Here is a 19,252-nt window from a genome sequence, read left to right as displayed (position 1 = left end):
AATGACTTCAGATCACTCTTCACCTGCACCTGTTATCAAACCCTGGCTTGCGGTCGTTGTTGCTGCACTGGCCATGGTGGCCACGTTGCCCGGCCGCACGCACGGCCTGGGGTTGATTACAGAACCACTGATGGCCCACCTGAAGCTGGGAAAAATTGAATTTGCTGCCCTGAACTTCTGGGCTACCATCATCGGTGCGGCATTTTGTATTCCCGTCGGCTGGCTGATCGATCGGTGCGGTATTCGCTGGGTACAGGCGACTGTATTACTGGCACTAGGTGTCATCGTTCTGATGATGGCTGGGCTACCCACGCCCAGTCGCTTTCTGCCACTCTATTCATTGACCAGTTTATCTTTGCAGTCGGTGCAGACTGTGCTGGTGCCCACCGGCTTGTTTCTGCTGGTGCTACTGACCCGAGGGTTTGGCCAAAGTGCTCTTTCGGTGGTCAGTCTGGCACTGGTGGGAAAGTCCAGTGGCAGCCGACCGGGAAAAATGATTGGATGGTATTCCTTTCTGGTTGCCATTGGCTTTATGCTGGCATTTGGGGTGATCAAACTGATCTTTGATCGTTTTCATGCCACCTGGAACACAGTCTGGGCGGGAATCGGCTGGTGCCTGATCGGATTTGCTTTCTTTTCGACCCTGGTAATCCGCACCTCTTCGCAAAGTTCCAGGCAATCTGCCACGGAACCATCAACTGGTCATACTCTTTTTGCGGCCATGAAAACGCCCGCTTTCTGGGTCTATGCACTGGCAACGTCGTTTTATGGCATGGTAGCAGCAGGAATGTCGTTGTTTAATCAATCCCTGCTTGCAGAGCGTGGTTTTGATCGATCGGTCTTTTTGACCATCACTGCCTTAGCACCTGGTGTGGGACTGTTGGCCAATCTGCTGTGTGGATATTTTGCCAGTCGCGTCCATCTTGGAATCCTGTTGGCGGTGGGCCTGCTCATACAGGCAGGTGCCTTGTTCAGCTATCCCCATGTAACGACGCTTACCCACGTTTATGCCTATGCTGTGGCGATGGGAATCGCAGGTGGTATCCAGACCGTCATTTTTTTCACCGTCTGGCGGCAAGCGTTCGGGCTGGCCCACCTGGGTAAGATTCAGGGGTTGGCCCAGTTAATCACCGTTTTCGCTTCAGCGGCAGGTCCGTTGGTTTTTGCCACCGGCCATGCCTGGTACGGACAATACGCACCGATCGTGCAGCAATTAGCCATCATCGCAGTGGGTTTTGCTGCAATTGCCCTGCTGGTTCCGTTGCCTGGTTCCAAAACACCCATATTCTCATTTTTTCAGGCCAAACACCAATGAACAGAACGAGTACGATTTCAGACTCGATGCGAGATCAGTATTTACAGGATGGTTACCTCCTGATTCGCAACCTGATATCTCCCGATGATATGGCTGGAGCTCAGCAGGAGGCAGATCGCCTGATCAGTGAATATGCCCAACTTCAATCGGTCAATAACCTTCGCTGTCGTTGGCAGAATAATGTCTTTACCGGTGAATGCACTTTCGAAACTTTCGATCCGGTAATCGATATCAGCCCAGTCTGCAAAAAACTGGCTTACCACCCCAGTTTGCTGGCAGTGCTGGGTGAACTGTATCAGGAACCTGCCTGCCTGTTCAAAGACAAGCTCATTTTCAAGCCTCCCGGGGTGAAAGGTTACGGTTTGCATCAGGACTGGATTGCGTGGGACAATTTTCCGACCTCATTCCTCACAGTATTGATCCCGTTTGAAGCTGCCGACCGTGATAATGGTTGCACCATTGTTTACCCGGGGTACCACCACAACGGCCGCCTGACCGAAAAGGATGGACAATACCACGAATTGCCTGCAAATATGGTGGATGAATCGCGTGCGGTACCGCTGGAACTGGAACCGGGTGATATGGCAATTTTTGGTGGTTTTACCCCACATCGGTCTGATCCGAATACATCTGGCGGCTGGCGCAGACAACTTTATTTGAGTTACAATGCACTTTCCGACGGTGGGGAACAACGCACAAAGCATTACGAAGAATTTCACCGGTATTTGAAAGAAAAATATGCACAGTACGGCAAAACGGAAACCTATTTCGAGTGAACACTATGATCGAATTGAATCAACTACCAGGAATACGCTTTCATCTATCGATGAATGTGAGAAATATTTCACAATCGGTGGCATTTTTTCGCACCTTATTTGGGCAGGAACCTGCCAAGGTGCGTGCGGATTACGCCAAATTCGAGGTCGACAATCCCCCACTGGTGCTGTCGCTGGAGCCTGCCACCCAGGTAAATTCAGGTGGGGCCTTAAATCATGTCGGATTTCGGATGCCCGACAGCACCACTCTGGTGGCAATGCAGGAACGCCTGGAGCGGGCAGGAATGCCCACCAAACGGGAAAGTGGCGTGGAGTGCTGTTACGCGAAGCAAACCAAGTTCTGGGCCCACGATCCGGATGGGAATCTTTGGGAAGTCTATACGTTCGATGGCGACATTCAGCACCGTGGGGCAGGCCAGACAGAAGAAGCTGTGCAAAAGCCAGCAGCAACTTGCTCGATGCCCGCACCGCAGAAGGTGATCTGGGAACATCGGATGAACGAACCTGTTCCCGAAACATTGCCTCATGACGACCAGACGGTGGGAGAAATCCTGCTACGGGGGACATTCAATCTACCGATGAGTGATCATGATCGCACCAATCTGCTGCAGGAATGCCGGCGAGTGTTGCAGCCCCATGGTCGCATTTTTGTGCACGTGCTGACCGGCGATCAGCCAAGTGAAGATCCTGACCTACCCGGACCTGCAAGTAAGGTGCGCTACGTACCATGGGAATCTGAACCCAGCACTTGGCTGGCCAATGCGGGTTTTGTTTCGATTCAAATGTTAAAATTTGATGAGAATCCATGCTTCGTTCGCAACGGCATCGGCATGCGGGAAACCCAGCTGGAAGCGTTTGCCCCACCCGAAATCGAGGTGGTGCCCATGGTGGAAGTGCTCTACAAAGGCCCATTCCGCGAACTTGTGCTGGATCCCCAGTATGTTACTGAACCCGAAATCGTCATCCCACGCGGGAGTCGGGTTGCAATCCCCGCACCCTTGGCAGCACGATTGGCTGTTGGTGCCTCCGCAAGTTCGTTCACTTTCTTCCCCACAGAAAAGGCTGCTGCACTCCATGTCGATGCGTGTGGTTCGTAATTCACTCCGAATGGAGTGAAAATTAATGAAAAAACATTAATCTTCTTCTAAAAAGTGCGTACTTTCTGCATCTGTTGGAAATTACAAAGCATTTTCCCCCATTCCCACAATTCATCTGGTCAATATTTCCCAAATCAAAGAAAATAGCAGTTACTCTCCCCTGAATAAGGACCGCCGGAATGAACCACACAACTGATCGCCGGACGATGCTTCGCACCGCTACTGGCCTGGCATTAGGCACGTTAGGACTGGGCTTCACCACCTCCCACGTGGGCGCAGCAGATAATAAGGATTTCGCAGGATTTCCGTTTGGCGTGCAGTCTTACACTTTCCGTAAGTTCAATCTGGAACAGTGTTTAAAGCGAATTCAGGATGTTGGTTTGCACTATGTAGAATTTTATCGTGGGCATGTACCCACCACCAGCACACCAGAACAGATCAAATCGGTGGTGAAATTGTGCAAAGACTACGAAGTCAGCCCGATTGCTTTTGGGGTGGAATCGTTTACCAAGAATACCGATGCCAACAAGAAAATTTTTGAGTTTGCCGCTGCATTGGGTGTGAAGCACTTGAGTGCCGACCCCACGCCCGATTCTTTCGACAGCCTGGATAAGCTGGTAGAAGAATACAAGATTTCGATTGCCATCCACCCGCACGGCCCTTCAGGGAAAGGTCGCCATCGCTGGTGGTCAGCCACCACCATTTTGGCAGCCGTCAAAGACCATCACCCACTGATTGGCACCTGCCTGGATACCGGCCACCTGATTCGCATGGCACAATTGGGCGAAACACTCGATCCTGCTAAAGAAATTGAGATCATGGGGGCCCGCAACTTCGGCCTGCACCTGAAAGACCACGACAACAAAAAGAAAACCGACGTGATCTACGGTCAGGCAGGTGGGGTGCTTGACGTACAAAGTGTGCTGAACATGCTGAAAAAAGTGCAGTTCAAAGGTTACATCAGCATCGAGTACGAAGCTAAAGCAGATGAACCCACCACCGACGTGAAAGAACTGGTAAAAATTGTGAAAGCGACTTGTGCCAAATTAAACTAAATCGGAAAAACTGATGCTTCCAGAAGAAATAGAACAGGCACGCCAGCAACGTTATAACGGCACGGTGGTGCACATTCGCAAGCCTTACTCAGATCTGATGGTGCTGCGGGTGCGGCCCGATTTTCCTGTGAATGCCCACCGCGCAGGCCAGTATTGCACACTCGGGCTGGGGAATTGGGAACCACGCACCCCTGGTTGTCAGGAGGAAAATTTATCTCCTGAATCGGAAAGCAAGCTGGTTCGGCGGGCATATTCGATCAGTTGTTCCATGATGAGCGACAATCAGGAACTGCTGGCAAATGCCAACCACGATTCCATCGAATTTTACATTACCTTGGTGCGTGAAGGCTCCGATCCCAGCAAACCACCCGCTTTGACCCCACGGCTGTTCATGCTGAAAGAAGGCGATCGGCTGAATATTGGCGAAAAGATTACCGGTCACTACACGCTGGAAGGGGTGCAGCCGACCGACAATGTGCTGTTACTTGGCACCGGAACAGGCGAAGCCCCCCACAATTACATGGCGTGGGAACTGCTGCGGAACGGCCACCAGGGAAAAATTGTCAATGTCTGTTGCGTGCGTTATCGCAAAGATCTTGGCTATCTGGCCACCCACGAAGCAATGAGTGGGCGGTTTTCCAATTATGAGTATGTCCCACTGACCACGCGGGAATCAGACAACGTGGGTAGTAAAATGTATATTCAGGACCTGATCAGCACCGGTAAAATGGAAGAGATCCTGGGTGGTTCGCTGGATCCCGCTGGAACGCACGTCTTTTTGTGCGGCAACCCTGCAATGATTGGCATTCCCACACGGGATAAAGCTACTGGCGTCAAAAGCTACCCCACACCCGTGGGGGTGATCGAAGTGTTGGAACAACGTGGCTTCACCGCAGACGAAACGAAAGTGAAAGGCAACATTCACTTCGAAAAGTACTGGTGAGATCCCCCACCTGCAAAGCTGGAGAAGCGATGGCAGAAATTAATGAGACGATTGGCGGCTACCGCCTGCGGACCCTGATGCAAACCGGTCAGGTTTCTCAGGTGTTTGAAGTGGTCGAGCCGCACAGTAACCGGCACTTTGCGATGAAGATTTTGCTGCCGGAAGCGGCCAGTAAACCAGAGGTGCGGCAGACATTGTTCAGCGAAGCGGCCATCGGCCAGAAATTGCGCCATGAAAACGTGATTCACATTCTGAAAGTGAGCCAGAGTAAAGAATCGCCCCACTTTATCATGGAATATTTTCCGTCGGGCAGTTTACGTAACCGCATGCTGAATAAGGACTTCGATTTTCTGCGGCAGCACGCACCGAAGATGTTTCGCCAGATGGCTACCGCACTGGCCTACATGCATGGGAATGGGTATGTTCACTGCGACGTGAAGCCTGACAATATGCTGGTGGATGCCAGTGGGAAATTGAAATTGATCGACTTTGCTATTTCCCGCAAAATCCCCACTGGGTTTGCCAAGTGGTTTTACAAGCAGCCGAAAGCACAGGGCACACCCAGTTATATGTCGCCCGAGCAGATTTTACGCAAGCCACTTGATGGGCGGGCGGATATTTACAGTCTTGCTGCAACGATGTATGAATTAACGACAGGCCGCCCACCTTTCCGTGGGAACACGATGAACGATCTGCTCAGCAAGCATTTCGGCGAAAAACCGATCACTCCACAGAGCCACAATAAAGACCTGACCGATGAATTTTCGGCATTGGTGTTGAAAATGCTCGCCAAAAAGAAAGAAGACCGCCCACCCAACTGCCACGAAGTGCTGATGACCCTGCGAAAAATCAAGATCCACAAAGACGATCCGGATGATATCGAACAACAGATGGGCATGAGCATGGGTTAACCCTGCATTTTCATAAATTTTTCATTACTGGCTCAGGCGACCGTAGATTATGCCACCGGCACCACTTGCTTTTGAATCCGACATTCACGAATTGGAACAGATTATTGCCCGCATGGAGCAATCCACCGACCATTCGGTTCGGAGTTCGGACGAATTGCGACAGTTACGCAAAGATTTGAATGAATTGCTGCGTCGCAAATATGAAAATCTGACACCGTGGGAGACAATTCTGGTCTCGAGGCACCAGGAACGCCCACAAACGATGGATTATGTGCAGTTAATTCTGGACGAATTTGTCGAATTACATGGCGATAAGGCATTTGGCGACGACCGTGCCCTACGGTGCGGCTTTGCCCGCCTGGGGGAACACAAAATCCTGCTGGTGGGGCACCAGAAAGGTCACACACTGAAAGAACGGCAGGAATGCTACTATGGTTGTGCCCACCCGGAAGGCTATCGGAAGGCACTGGCCAAAATGAAGCTGGCTGCCAAGTACCGTGTCCCGCTGGTCTGCCTGATTGATACCCCAGGTGCGTTCCCGGGAGTGGGTGCGGAACAGAGAGGTCAGGCCCAACTGATCGCCACCAGCATTCTGGAAATGACCCGCCTGAAAACACCTGTCATCTGTGTGGTAATTGGCGAAGGGGGCTCCGGTGGGGCACTGGGCATCGGTGTCGGTGATCGCGTCAGCATGTTGCAAAACGCCTATTATTCGGTGATCAGTCCGGAAGGTTGTGCGGGTATTCTTTGGAAAACTGCCAACGATCAGACAAAACCAATGGCTGCCGAGGCACTGAAACTGACAGCCAAATACTTGAAGCAGTTTCAGATTATTGACGACATCATCCCCGAACCGCTGGGAGGTGCCCACCGGAACCAGCGTGAGATGGGAACTACCTTAAAATCGTATCTGCAACGCTACATCCGCGAACTGCAGGCACTGCCGTTGGAGGAATTGCTGCAGGAACGCTACAATAAATTTAGAAAAATGGGTGTTTTCGAACGCATCCAGCCTGCGGTTTCTAAGGAAGAAGAAGTCGTTTCTTGACAGAATTTATCACGGAGCACCGATGAGCAGTCGAGATTTATCCCTGTTGGCCTCTGCCCAGAAAGTACCAGGGAAGCCACGTCACAAAACGCGGGAAGTAGCCATTGGTGGGGTGGTTCTGGGTGGAAACAATCCAATCCGCGTCCAATCGATGACCACCACCGACACGTTCGATGTGGAAGGCACGATTGCCCAGATTCGGGCTCTGGAAAAGGCTGGGTGCGAACTGGTCCGCGTCACCGTGCCGAAACCCGAAGATGCTGGTGCCCTGAGTGCCATTCGCGACAAAATCGGTATCCCACTGATCTGCGATATCCATTTCGACTACAAAATGGCCCTGGCCGCACTGGACCACCCGGTGGATAAAATTCGCATCAACCCCGGGAACATCGGTGGGTACGATCGTTTTCGTCAGGTGGTCCGCAAAGCCAAAGACAAAGGCATCCCCATGCGAATCGGGGTGAATGCGGGCAGTCTCGAAAGGGACTTATGCGAAAAGTACGAGTTCCCCTGCCCACCTGCGATGGTGGAAAGTGCCATTCGTTACATTGAAATTGCGGAAAGCGAAGGCTACCACCAGATGGTGGTTTCGCTGAAATCGAGCGATACATTGGTGGCTGTTGATGCCTATCGCCTGTACGCCCAACTGTGCGACTATCCCACCCACATTGGCATTACGGAAGCGGGTAAACCACCTTATGCAGTCACCAAATCGGCTGCGGGCCTGGCCCCCATCCTGCTGGATGGAATTGGCGATACCATCCGGATCAGCCTGCTGGGTGATCCGGTACCGGAAATCGCTGCTGCCTTCGATATCCTGCAGGCGACCCAACGCCGGGTAATACGACCAGAACTGATTGCCTGCCCCACGTGCGGGCGGCTGGCAATCGACCTGGAAAAGATTATTGCAGAATTGGAACAACGCCTGCAAGGGAAACCATTGCCGGTGAAGATTTCCGTTCTGGGGTGCGTCGTCAACGGACCGGGTGAAGCCCGCGAAGCGGATATTGGCATTGCCGCAGGCAACGGCAAAGGGATGATCTTCCGCAATGGCGAAATCATCCGTCGCGTCGAAGAGGCAGAGATCGTTGATGCCCTGATGGAAGAAATCGCCGTGTGGGAAAAAGAACACCACACCACGGTACCCCCAGGTGGTGACACTGGCGAAACTTCTGCCCACGGTCGCCGTCGCCTCCCACTGATCACACCGTAATTCATTCAGCCAACAACATCCCCAGTACCGTATTACTTTTTCTTCAATTCCAACTCTGCAGCCTGGTTCATCTTCTCTCGGAACTTTGCCCACTGCTTTGGAGTGGAAGTGGCGTTCAGCCTGGTTTTGATTTTCAATACCGCAGCAATTTGCAAGGCTGCATGATTTCGCACTTCAATTTTCTCGACAGAGTATTCTGGTGGAACTTCAGACGTTGGAATCTCTTGATCTTGCAGTAACGCCTGAAATAATCGTAGTCTTTGAGGAATGTACTGTAGCGATCCATTATCACTCCAACGACGAACCATCGCAGATTCACCAAGTTCGCGGAGCAAAGATATTCGGAAAAAGGATGGGCACTCAGATAGAATCTTGATAAATGTGGTTAATGTATCTGGGTTCTTAGAGTTGACTGCTAAACTTGATATAGAGATGAGTTGCGGAAATGCGGTACGTTTGGCAGTACTAACTGGAAACTCGGCAACCGTATCCAGAAATAGCTTATCAAACTGACCCTGGTGATCCATTTGACTTAATGCACTGAGTGCATCATAACGGTGGTCAAATTGCCTGTGGCGAGCGGCGATTGAATAAATCTTAACCTTTTCTTTGTCCGATAATTTGGATTGTAAAACTGCCTCAGCAATTAGTGAGCTTTCTACTTCAGGTCGTTTCTCCAGTAGATTCCGGTATATCTCCGGGAGCCGTAAAGGGTATTTTTTCTGGATCACATACAGCAGTACCCTGTTCAGCTCAAAAAATTCTCTGTCCTTATTTGCTGATGGCAGAACAAACTCTGCCATGTAGTCTTCTTCATTCTTTTTGCTGGTTTCTTTCCACCACTGGTCAACGACTGCCTTGTTGAGGCGATAACCACTATGTCGCCATTCTCCCTCTACGACTTCACCAGATTTAGTTTCCCGTGGCAGTCGCCAGCCTGACAGATCAGACAGCAAGTCGCAAACAATATCTCGAACTTTCCAAGTCGTCATCTCAATAGGTTGTCGGTGAAGACGGAAATCTCTCGAACGCGTAAGCCGTTCATCATCGAGGTGTTTGATGAGCATGGGTATCGCTTCAAAACCCAGACAAGCGATTTGTAAATAGAACTCATTTGGTGAGAATCTGCCTTCTCCACCTGTGATTTCATTATAATCCACCAGCTTGTCGATCAGTGCCTCAACTGAACCCGGTTTTGCAATGCTTGGTTTTAATGATAACTCCAATGATTTCAGCAATTGGCGGTTCTCCAGCGTATCAAGATCTTTGCTCTGGTTTAACAAATGCAACATTTGTTGATAAATCGGTTTGCGATCAATCGTTGGATGAATCAACAGATTAAAACAGTGCTCCCATGCAATCAATGAAAGTGGGCACCCACTGGGGTTGTTTGTAAACTCTTTAAAAAAGTACTTTGCAAGCTTGTTGAGCCCCAGTTCATGGCACTGAATCGCGTAAATCAATGAGTCATTTTTACCTAAGTCATTTTCAAATGATTTGATTTTCTTGATTTCAGGTAGAATCTCGACAATATCATTCTTCTGGCACTCGAATTTTAATGTTCGGAAAATGATAGTTGGAAGCATATCATTCGATGTTGAAGGTACTTGAATGGCGAGTGTATATAATGGTTTTTGTTCAACTGCTTCGTAGAATTTGTCTGGACAATTATAACGCACCAACTTGGACCCCTTGGGTGGCAGTGGCAGGCCAAGTTTCTTGTACTGCTGGTGCAACTCAGCAAGGGTGGGGCTGGCTTCATCGCCATGTGCAGACTGGGGCGTCAGTTGCCATATCAGGCCAACCAGCAACATCATTAGCAACCAAATACGATTTGTGGGCAGCATCGTTATCTCCTCATCCATTTACAAATCAATCATTTTGTGAAACAAACAATATTTCCGGTAAGCAATTACTTTTTCTTTAATTCCAACTCTGCAGCCTGATTCATCTTCTCTCGAAACGTCGCCCATTGCTTTGGGGTGGAAGTGGCGTTCAGCTTGGTTTTGATTTTCAATACCGCAGCAATTTGCAAGGCTGCATGATTCCGCACTTCAATTTTCTCCACAGCGCATTCTGGTGGATCTTCAAACGTTGGAATCTCTTGATCTTGCAGGAACGCCTGAAATAATCGTAGTCTTTGTGGGATATCATCCAGCATTTCATCATCGCTCAAGACATACTCCATTTCAACTTCACCAAGTTCACGGAGAACACACATTCGGAAGAGGCACGGGCACTCAGTAAGCAACTTTGATACTATCTGCAGTGTTTTTGGCTTATTAGATTGTACAGATAGTTTCATAATTGAAAGTTCAATTCGAAACGCTGTCCGGCCTACGAGGCTTTTAGGGAAATGCACAAGAGTATCCAGGAGTAATTCATCGAACTTCGGTTGCTGCTCCATTTGACTTAAAGCATCGAGTGCATCGTAACGATGCTCTAGTTTTGAATGTCTCGCTGCCAACGTAAAAATTGCGACTTTATCCTTTTCCAGCAACTTGGATTTCATCAATGCTGTGGCAATCTCCGTACTATCTACCTCAGGCCGCTTCTCCAGCAGATTTCGGTAGATGACTGGTAGCTGGTTAGGGTATTTTTTCTGAATCACATATAGTAAAATCGTGTTGAGATACAGAAATTCTTTCTTCTTATCTACGGGAGGCATCACAAACTCTGCCATGTAGTCTGCCTCATTCTTTTTGCTGGTTTCTATCCACCATTTATTTACAGCTGCCTTGTTAAGGCGATAATGACTAGTTCGCCATTCCTCGTAAAAGATCTCCCCTGATTCCGTTTCCCGTGGCAAACGATTGCCTGAAAGCTTGGCAAGTAAATCGCAAACAATATCTCGGACTTTCCAAGTCTTAATACGTGGATTTCGTTTAACATCATAATCTCTGGCGCGAGTAAGTCGTTCATCATCCAGATGCTTGATGAGTACAGGAATGGCTTCAAAACCAAGACAAGCGATCTGTAAATACAATTGCTTTGTAAAACCACCAAATCCAGCAGTATCGCCAGTAATTTCGTGGTAATCGACCAGTTGATCGATCAACGATTCAATTGAGCCAGGTTTTGCCGTGCTGGGAATTAACGCTAATTCCAGGGATCTCAACAAATCACGATTCTCTTTGGTATCAAAATCCTGATCTTCCTTCATCAGGTGCATCATCCCTAAGTAGGCAAACTTTCGATCAATCGTTGGATGAATTAACAGTGCGTCATAATAATCCCAGGCATTCTCCAGAAGGACTTTGAATTGTGGCTGTTTAATTCGCTTTTTACTTTCATCAAACATCCTTTTAGACAATTCATTGAGGCCCAGTTCATGGCACTGAATCGCGTAGATCAATAATTGCTCATCCCGAAGATCGAATTTGATGATTTTTTCGAAATGAGGTGGAATTTCAATAATTTCCTTCAGTGCGCAATCATGTTGCAAGGTGGCGCGAAGGACAATTGGGTCTTCGTCTTTTGTCGCGGGCTTCATTAAAAAAGCAAGGTCATACTGGGGCATCGGATGATTGATATCTTCAATAATATCCCCAGAATAATACCGCACCAACTTGGATCCCTTGGGTGGCAGTGGCAGGCCAAGTTTCTTGTATTGCTGGTGCAATTCAGCAAGGGTGGGGCTGGCTTCATCGCCACGTGCAGACTGGGGCGTCAGTTGCCATATCAGGCCAACCAGCAACATCGACAGAAAATCAATACGTTTTGTGGGCAGCAGCATCGTTATCTCCTCATCGATTCACAAACTTTTCATTCTTTCTAATGGTATTGTCCATTCAACCGCGCCGATCACTGAGCATGAAATTATTTCCACGCACATATAATATTACCACGACTGTTCCAGAATTGGCATTTTTTTTCTCGCCAGGACAAGTTTTCTCTACAAATGTCTGACGTAACTGTTTGCGTGGAAATAACTTGCGGAGCTCCAAACTTTTTTGTGAATTTTTCCAAAATTGCGATCACCCACTGGCGATAAGTTCAAAAAATACCTGTACAAAAAATCTCGCAGATATGAGAAAATACAATACTGCATCTGAACAAAATGATCGTCATCCGAACAATTTTCAGGTAAATCAAATATATGTTCGGCTATAAGAATGATATCCCGGGGAGTATTTCAATTATCGCAGCCAAGATCACTTGAACCTCCCCGTGTACAGAGTTAATCTGTTCACCCAACGAGATATTGCAAGGTTCTGCCCTGTCCGCGGTAGTTTCAGTGGGTGCAGCAGAAAAAATTAGTGAAAAAAATAATACTACCCTATTGACACGCACGAAAACAGTAGTTAAGCTAGCAGGGAGTTGTACCCTCCCCGGAATGTGGATCTTTTGGGTAGTACCCAGAGTACATTCCAGCAGTAGGTAACCGTAGTTTAGGCACGGCCAACTGTATTAACCATACCGCAGAAAGCTAATCGCAATTAGCATGGAGATTTCTCGATGCGTCCTGTGACTTGGAACGATGATCCCGCACATTTTCGCAAACCCAACCGCCGATTTTTTATGCAGGTGGGTGCGATTTCTTCTTTGGGCTTAACCCTCGATGGGTTCTTACGCACCAAAACTGCGAACGCAGAACAGAAATATTTTGAGAGCAAAGAAGGAAAGGCAAAGTCTGTCATTCACATCTTCCTGCCGGGTGGGATGGCACACCAGGAATCGTTTGATCCCAAACCCAACGCACCGATTGAATATCGTGGCGAAATGGGCGTGATCAAAACCAAGCTTGATGGGGTCTTTTTCAATGAAATGATGAAGAAAACCTCACAGATTGCGGACAAAATTACCGTTTGCCGCTCGATGACGCACGGTGAAGCGGCTCACGAACGTGGTACCCACAATATGTTCACGGGGTATCGCCCCAGTCCAGCACTGCAGTTCCCATCCATGGGAACCGTGGTCAGCCATGAATTCGGGCCAAAAAATAACCTGCCTCCTTACGTGTGCGTGCCAAGCGTGCCGAATACCTACGCAGGGAGCGGCTACCTTTCCAGCAAGTTTGCACCATTCGCACTGGGAAGCGATCCGGCAAGTGAAGGCTTCCGCGTGCAAGACCTGGCACTGCCAGGTGGCATTGACGACAAGCGATTTTCCAGCCGCCGGAACATCCTGGACACCGTGAACGAGCACTTCGAAAAGCGTGAAAAGTCCGACAATATTGCTGCGATGGATACGTTCTACCATCAGGCATATGCACTGATTTCTTCGGACAAAGCCAAGGCAGCGTTCGACATCAATGCAGAATCGGGCACCGTTCGCGATGAATATGGCCGTAATGCTGCTGGCCAGCGGATGTTAATGGCACGCCGACTGGTGGAAGCGGGTGTTCGTTTCGTCAACCTGACCTACGGTGGTTGGGACATGCACGACAACATCAAAGCGGGCATCACCAATCAATTGCCAGCGTTTGATCAGGCTTTTGCCACTCTGATCACCGACCTGGATCGCCGTGGGCTGCTCGACAGCACCCTCGTGATGGTTTCCAGCGAATTCGGCCGTACCCCCAAGATCAACGGCACCGCAGGCCGCGACCACTGGCCCAAAGTGTTCAGCGTCGTTCTTGCAGGTGGCGGGATCAAACGTGGTAGCATTTACGGCAGCTCCGATGCAACAGCAACGGAACCGGAAGAAGATCCATTGACCGTGGAAAACCTGGCAAAGACGGTTTACCACCAGTTGGGCATCAATGGCGAAAAAGAACTGATGGCTCCTGGCGACCGCCCCATCGAAATTGTCGATGGTGGCAAAGTGGTCAAAGAGCTGTTGGCCTAAGTTGAAAAAGGTGCAGGTAAGGTTTCCTGCACCTCCCACCACCTGCAAGCCAAATTGTCGATGTTTGTACTCACCAGAACTCAAACAATCATGATCAAAAACATGCATCACAAACTGATCGCTTCATTCTGCACGATGGTATTGGCTGCGGCAACTTGCCAGGCAGCCAGTCCCACCCTGCGTCGTATTAGCCCTGCTGGGGTTCAGCGTGGCACTGAAACAGAACTGATTCTTTCGGGAACATTTCTGGACGATGCCATTGGGCTGATCTTCTATCAGCCTGGGGTTGAATTGCTGGAATTTTCCCCTGGGAAAAATCCTGCTCCCACACGAATGCAAGCTAAGGTGCGTGTTGCAGCAGATTGCCCACTGGGAGAGCATCAGGTTCGGGTTCGGACCAAATCGGGAATTAGTGAAATAAGCACGTTCTTTGTGGGTGCTCTGCCACAGGTGCGGGAAAAAGAACCGAACAACGATTTTGCTGAACCACAAGCGGTGGCATTAAACACCACCGTGGAAGGCGTGGCAAACACAGAAGATGATGATTACTACGTGGTGGAAGCCAAGAAAGGCCAACGGATCAGTGTGGAGGTAGAAGGGATGCGGCTTGGGAACACCATGTTCGATCCCTACATTGCCATTCTGAATTCGAAACGCTTTGAAATGGCACGCTCCGATGATACAGCTCTCCTGAAGCAGGACGGCTGCCTCTCGGTAGTGGCACCCGAAGATGGCAAATATATTGTTCAGGTGCGGGAAACATCCTACGCCGGCAACGGTGCCTGCACCTATCGATTGCATATCGGCACCTTCCCACGCCCTATTGCAGTTTACCCTGCAGGTGGGAAACTGGGCGAAGAAATTGAAGTAAGTTTTCTGGGTGATGCCACAGGCGTTATCAAGAAACGAGTCCAATTGCCCAAAACGATGCCGGAAGGGCAGTTTTATCTGCACTGTGAAGACGCAGGTGGGATTACACCCACCCCGATTCCGTTTGACCTGTCCAACGATCCGAATGCGTTTGAAGTAGAACCAAATAACGACCATGCGACCGCTTCTCCGGCAACCGCATTCCCGGTAACTTTCAATGGTATTATTCAACAGCCAGGCGATATTGACCACTTTGTGTTTAACGCCAAGAAAGGTCAGGTTTTTGAAGTCAAGTGCCTCGCACGTGGATTAGGTAGCGCCCTAGATCCTGTAATGACCGTTTCGTTAAAAGGTAGTCGTCAGATCGCTGCCAATGATGATAACGGCCGCAACCCCGACAGCTATTTCCGTCTTTCCATCCCACAGGATGGGGAATATGTGCTGGCAGTGAAAGATCACCTCTCAGATGGTGGCCCTGCCTATACCTATCGAGTTCGCATGGACCCGATTACCCCAGCAACCCTGATGGATATTCCAGAAGTGGCTCGCTATTCACAATTACGGCAGGCCTTTGGCGTACCACGCGGGAATCGCTTTGCAACAGTAATCACCGCCACCCGCCAGAACTGGGGTGGGGATCTGAATATCGCGATGAATGGCCTGCCAGAAAAAGTAACGATGAAAACCGAAACCATGGCTGCTAACACGACCGTGGTTCCGATTGTGTTTGAAGCCGCCCCCGATGCCCCACTGAGTGGCAAACTGGTAGAAGTTATTGCCAAACCCACTGATCCTAACGTGAAGGCCGCCAGCAAGTTTGAACAGGATGCTCAACTGGTTCGTGGAAACCCTGGTCAGTCGATTTATGTTTCCAGCACTTTCAACCGTGCCAATGTGAACGTGATCGAAGAAGTGCCTTTCAAGATCAGCATTGTGGAACCCAAAGTGCCTCTGGTCCACAATGGCTCGATGCAATTGAAAGTGGTGGCAGAACGCAAAGCTGGCTTTACCGCTGCTATCAACGTGCTGCCTCTGTACAACCCACCTGGGGTGAGTTCAGCAACATCAGTACAGATTCCCGCTGGCCAAAATGAGGCTTTTCTCACAATCAACGCTAACCGCAACGCACCCGTGCGAAAGTGGATGTATGTGGTAGTGGCCAATTCCACCGAAGGCAAAGGCGATCACTGGGTTTCCTCTCAGGCTGCAACGCTGGAAATTGCCGCACCGTATGTGACAGTTTCTGTGGCACGCACAGCAGTGGAGCAAGGTAAAGAAACTCAATTTGTGGCCAAGATCAAGGCCGATCGTGAATTCCCTGGCAATGCCAAAATTCAACTGATTGGTCTGCCAAACAAGGTAACCGCAACGCCTTTGGAGTTCAATAAGGACACCAAAGAGTTGATTTTTGATGTCAAAACCGATCCTACATCGCCAGCGGGTACTCACAAAGGCATTTTTGCACAAGTGGTGATCACGGAAAATGGCGAACCGGTGCTGCATAACCTGGGCTATACTGAACTGCGTGTCGATGTGCCATTGCCTCCGAAGAAAGATGCTCCAATGGTGACACAGAAACCAATGCCCACCCCGAAACCTCCTGAAGGTCAGCCCGTAAAACGGTTGTCTCGTCTGGAACAGTTGCGTCTGGAACAGGCAGAGCGTGAAAAAGCTGCTGCCGCAGGTGGCACACCTGCCCCGGCACCAGAACCGAAGAAATAGTCTTGCCCGATTGATTGCCCAGACAGAAATTTATTGTATTTGTTCAATTTTCCGCACGCGATGACCGCATGAGGATACGTAATATGCGTTTGTTGATTACTGGATTGTTATTTGGAATGCTTACGATACCCACGTGGGCACAATCCCCACTGGTTTCGATCGAAGTATTTCCACCGGACATCAATCTTGAAACAAAGAGAGACTCCCAATCTTTTATTGTGCAGGCATGGTATGCAGACGGTTTGTCTCAGGACGTGACCGATCAAGTGAAAGCCACCATTGCGGACGCGAAACTGGCCCGCCTCGATAAAAATATTGTCCACCCGATCGCTGATGGTGCCACCACTCTGAAAGTGGAATTTGGTGGCAAAGTTGTCGACTTGCCAGTCAATGTAAAAAGTGCTGCCGCGGAACGTGCGGTTTCTTTCCGCCTGGATGTGATGCCAATCTTCATGCGAACTGGTTGTAACGCCGGTTCCTGCCATGGTGCCGCACGTGGAAAAGATGGTTTTCGACTGTCGCTGTTTGGTTACGATCCCGCTGGTGACCACTATCGGCTTACTCGTGAAATCAATGGCCGTCGGGTGAACCTGGCATTGCCCGCCGAAGGTTTGCTGATGGAAAAAGCCGCAGGCAAAGTCCCCCACACTGGTGGGCAACGAATCAAAGAAGGCGACCAGTATTGGCAATCTCTTATTCGCTGGCACGAAGCAGGTGTTCCCAATGATGCTGCCGATGTAGCCAGCCCGATCAGCCTGGAAGTTTATCCCAAGCGAGCCGTGATGGACGGTAAAGGCACCAAACAGCGCCTGACCGTGCGTGCCAAATATAGCGATGGCCACGACCGCGATGTGACCGACCTGACATTGTTCCTGTCGAACAACGATAACTCCGCCACCATCACCACCGACGGTGCTGTCACCGCAGGTGAACGTGGGGAAGTATTTGTGATGGCTCGCTTTGCCACCTTCACCGTGGGTTCTCCATTTGTGGTGCTGCCCAAGGGGCTGAAGTTTGACTTCCCTGCCGTCAAAGATAACAACTATATCGATACATTGGTGCACAAAAAACTGCGGGATCTCCGCATTGCACCATCCGAATTGTGCACAGATGAAGCATTTTTGCGTCGGGTATATATCGACATTGTCGGTACGTTGCCCACTGCACAGGAATGCGAAAGCTTCATGAACAACACCGCACCCAACAAGCGGGAACAATTGATTGATGAACTGCTGAACCGCAAAGAATTTTCTGAAGTGTGGGTGATGAAGTGGGCCGAACTGTTACAGATTCGTTCCGATAACAATGTCAGCTACAAATCAACCTTGCTCTATTACAACTGGCTGCAGGACCGTATTTCCAACAACGTGCCTGTGAACCAGTGGGTGCAGGAATTACTCGGTGCCACCGGTGGGACCTTCAGTAACCCCGCCAGCAACTACTATCTGATTGAAACGGATATCCTGAAAACCTCGGAAAACGTGGCTCAGGTGTTCATGGGCATGCGGATTCAATGTGCCCAATGCCACAACCACCCGTTCGACCGCTGGACGATGGACGATTACTATGGCTTTACCGCGTTCTTCTCTCAGATTGGGCGGAAACAAGGCGAAGACCCACGTGAAACGATTTTCTTCGACCGCCACAGTGGGGATGTGCGTCACCCGGTGGACAATCGCGTGATGAAACCGAAGTTCCTGGGTGGTATTGAACCAGACCGCCCCACCGAAGACCGCAGAAAGGTGCTGGCCGCTTGGCTGGCATCGCCAGAAAACCCATACTTTGCCACCAACCTGGCAAACATTGTCTGGTCGCACTTCTTTGGTCAGGGGATTATTAATGAAGTCGACGATGTGCGGATCAGTAATCCCGCATCGAACGGCGAACTACTTGATGAACTGGGCAAGAAGTTTACTTCCTACAACTACGACTTCAAGAAGTTGGTGCGTGATATCTGTATGTCGCAGACCTATCAACGGTCCACCGTTCCAAACGCTTCCAACGAAGGTGATACCAGAAACTTTGCCCGTCAATCGATTCGCCGTATTCGTGCTGAAACGATGCTGGACATTATCTCCCAGGTAACTGAAACCAAGAACAAGTTCCAGGGGCTACCCGCTGGTGCACGTGCTGTGCAGATTGCTGACGGTCGTGTCACTAACTACTTCCTCAGTACGTTCGGTCGCGCTAGCCGTGAATCGGTCTGTTCCTGCGAAGTAAAACTGGAGCCAACATTGTCGCAATCGCTGCACCTGTTGAACGGTGATGCCACTACTCAACGGATCCGACAGGGGAATGTCACTACGAAGTTGCTGGGGACCAAACGCCCAGACGGCGAGATGATTGAGTATCTGTATATGAAGACCCTGTCGCGGAAACCAACGAAAGATGAATTGGACAAACTGACCAAGATTCTGACGGCGGAAGGTGACAAAGCCCGGTTTTTTGAAGACCTCTTCTGGGCGTTAATGAACTCGCGTGAGTTCGTGTTTAATCACTAAGCCCGCCGACA

At 49.8% G+C, this 19,252-nt stretch carries 13 protein-coding genes; 11 read left to right on the top strand and 2 right to left on the bottom strand.

From position 1 onward, the window contains the following. The first annotated feature begins 1 nt into the window (after position 1). The 8 genes from R3B84_17890 to ispG all read left to right on the top strand — a co-directional run bounded on the left by R3B84_17890 (position 2) and on the right by ispG (position 8,358). Positions 2 to 1,315 (top strand): MFS transporter, encoded by a 1,314-nt coding sequence (locus R3B84_17890; GenBank protein ID MEZ6142434.1) that lies wholly within the window; start codon positions 2 to 4, stop codon positions 1,313 to 1,315. Positions 1,316 to 1,341: 26 nt separating this feature from the next. Further along, positions 1,342 to 2,091, top strand: a complete 750-nt coding sequence (locus tag R3B84_17885) for a phytanoyl-CoA dioxygenase family protein (GenBank protein ID MEZ6142433.1) — start codon at positions 1,342 to 1,344, stop codon at positions 2,089 to 2,091. A gap of 5 nt (positions 2,092 to 2,096) precedes the next feature. Further along, positions 2,097 to 3,188, top strand: coding sequence for an ArsI/CadI family heavy metal resistance metalloenzyme (locus R3B84_17880; protein MEZ6142432.1), 1,092 nt, complete (start codon positions 2,097 to 2,099; stop codon positions 3,186 to 3,188). A gap of 179 nt (positions 3,189 to 3,367) precedes the next feature. Next, positions 3,368 to 4,243, top strand: coding sequence for a sugar phosphate isomerase/epimerase (locus tag R3B84_17875; GenBank protein ID MEZ6142431.1), 876 nt, complete (start codon positions 3,368 to 3,370; stop codon positions 4,241 to 4,243). 13 nt (positions 4,244 to 4,256) lie between these two features. Further along, positions 4,257 to 5,186 (top strand): ferredoxin--NADP reductase, encoded by a 930-nt coding sequence (locus tag R3B84_17870; GenBank protein MEZ6142430.1) that lies wholly within the window; start codon positions 4,257 to 4,259, stop codon positions 5,184 to 5,186. A 29-nt stretch (positions 5,187 to 5,215) separates the two neighbouring features. Beyond that, on the top strand, positions 5,216 to 6,097 hold the full coding sequence (locus R3B84_17865) for a serine/threonine-protein kinase (protein ID MEZ6142429.1): 882 nt from the start codon (positions 5,216 to 5,218) through the stop codon (positions 6,095 to 6,097). Between the two features lie 49 nt (positions 6,098 to 6,146). Beyond that, positions 6,147 to 7,145: an acetyl-CoA carboxylase carboxyltransferase subunit alpha gene (locus tag R3B84_17860; protein MEZ6142428.1), complete on the top strand. Its 999-nt coding sequence runs from the start codon at positions 6,147 to 6,149 to the stop codon at positions 7,143 to 7,145. 22 nt (positions 7,146 to 7,167) lie between these two features. After that, positions 7,168 to 8,358, top strand: coding sequence for a flavodoxin-dependent (E)-4-hydroxy-3-methylbut-2-enyl-diphosphate synthase (ispG, locus tag R3B84_17855; protein ID MEZ6142427.1), 1,191 nt, complete (start codon positions 7,168 to 7,170; stop codon positions 8,356 to 8,358). A 32-nt stretch (positions 8,359 to 8,390) separates the two neighbouring features. On the opposite strand, the gene R3B84_17850 is transcribed toward ispG, so the two are convergent. After that, the gene (locus R3B84_17850; GenBank protein MEZ6142426.1) at positions 8,391 to 10,205 is read right to left on the bottom strand and encodes a hypothetical protein; all 1,815 of its coding nucleotides are present in this window, start codon (positions 10,203 to 10,205) and stop codon (positions 8,391 to 8,393) included. 65 nt (positions 10,206 to 10,270) lie between these two features. Further along, positions 10,271 to 12,094, bottom strand: a complete 1,824-nt coding sequence (locus R3B84_17845) for a hypothetical protein (GenBank protein ID MEZ6142425.1) — start codon at positions 12,092 to 12,094, stop codon at positions 10,271 to 10,273. Positions 12,095 to 12,816: 722 nt separating this feature from the next. Here R3B84_17845 and R3B84_17840 point away from each other — a divergent pair. The 3 genes from R3B84_17840 to R3B84_17830 all read left to right on the top strand — a co-directional run bounded on the left by R3B84_17840 (position 12,817) and on the right by R3B84_17830 (position 19,241). Next, entirely contained in the window at positions 12,817 to 14,148 is a 1,332-nt protein-coding gene (locus R3B84_17840) for a DUF1501 domain-containing protein (protein ID MEZ6142424.1), read from the top strand. A 102-nt stretch (positions 14,149 to 14,250) separates the two neighbouring features. After that, positions 14,251 to 16,740, top strand: a complete 2,490-nt coding sequence (locus R3B84_17835; protein MEZ6142423.1) for a hypothetical protein — start codon at positions 14,251 to 14,253, stop codon at positions 16,738 to 16,740. A gap of 83 nt (positions 16,741 to 16,823) precedes the next feature. After that, on the top strand, positions 16,824 to 19,241 hold the full coding sequence (locus tag R3B84_17830; protein MEZ6142422.1) for a DUF1549 and DUF1553 domain-containing protein: 2,418 nt from the start codon (positions 16,824 to 16,826) through the stop codon (positions 19,239 to 19,241). The last annotated feature ends 11 nt before the right edge of the window (positions 19,242 to 19,252 follow it).

It is taken from the genome of Zavarzinella sp. (assembly GCA_041399155.1).
Lineage (GTDB): Bacteria > Planctomycetota > Planctomycetia > Gemmatales > Gemmataceae > JAWKTI01.
Note: the sequence above shows the minus strand (reverse complement) of the source record. Positions and strands in the feature narration are given on the sequence as shown.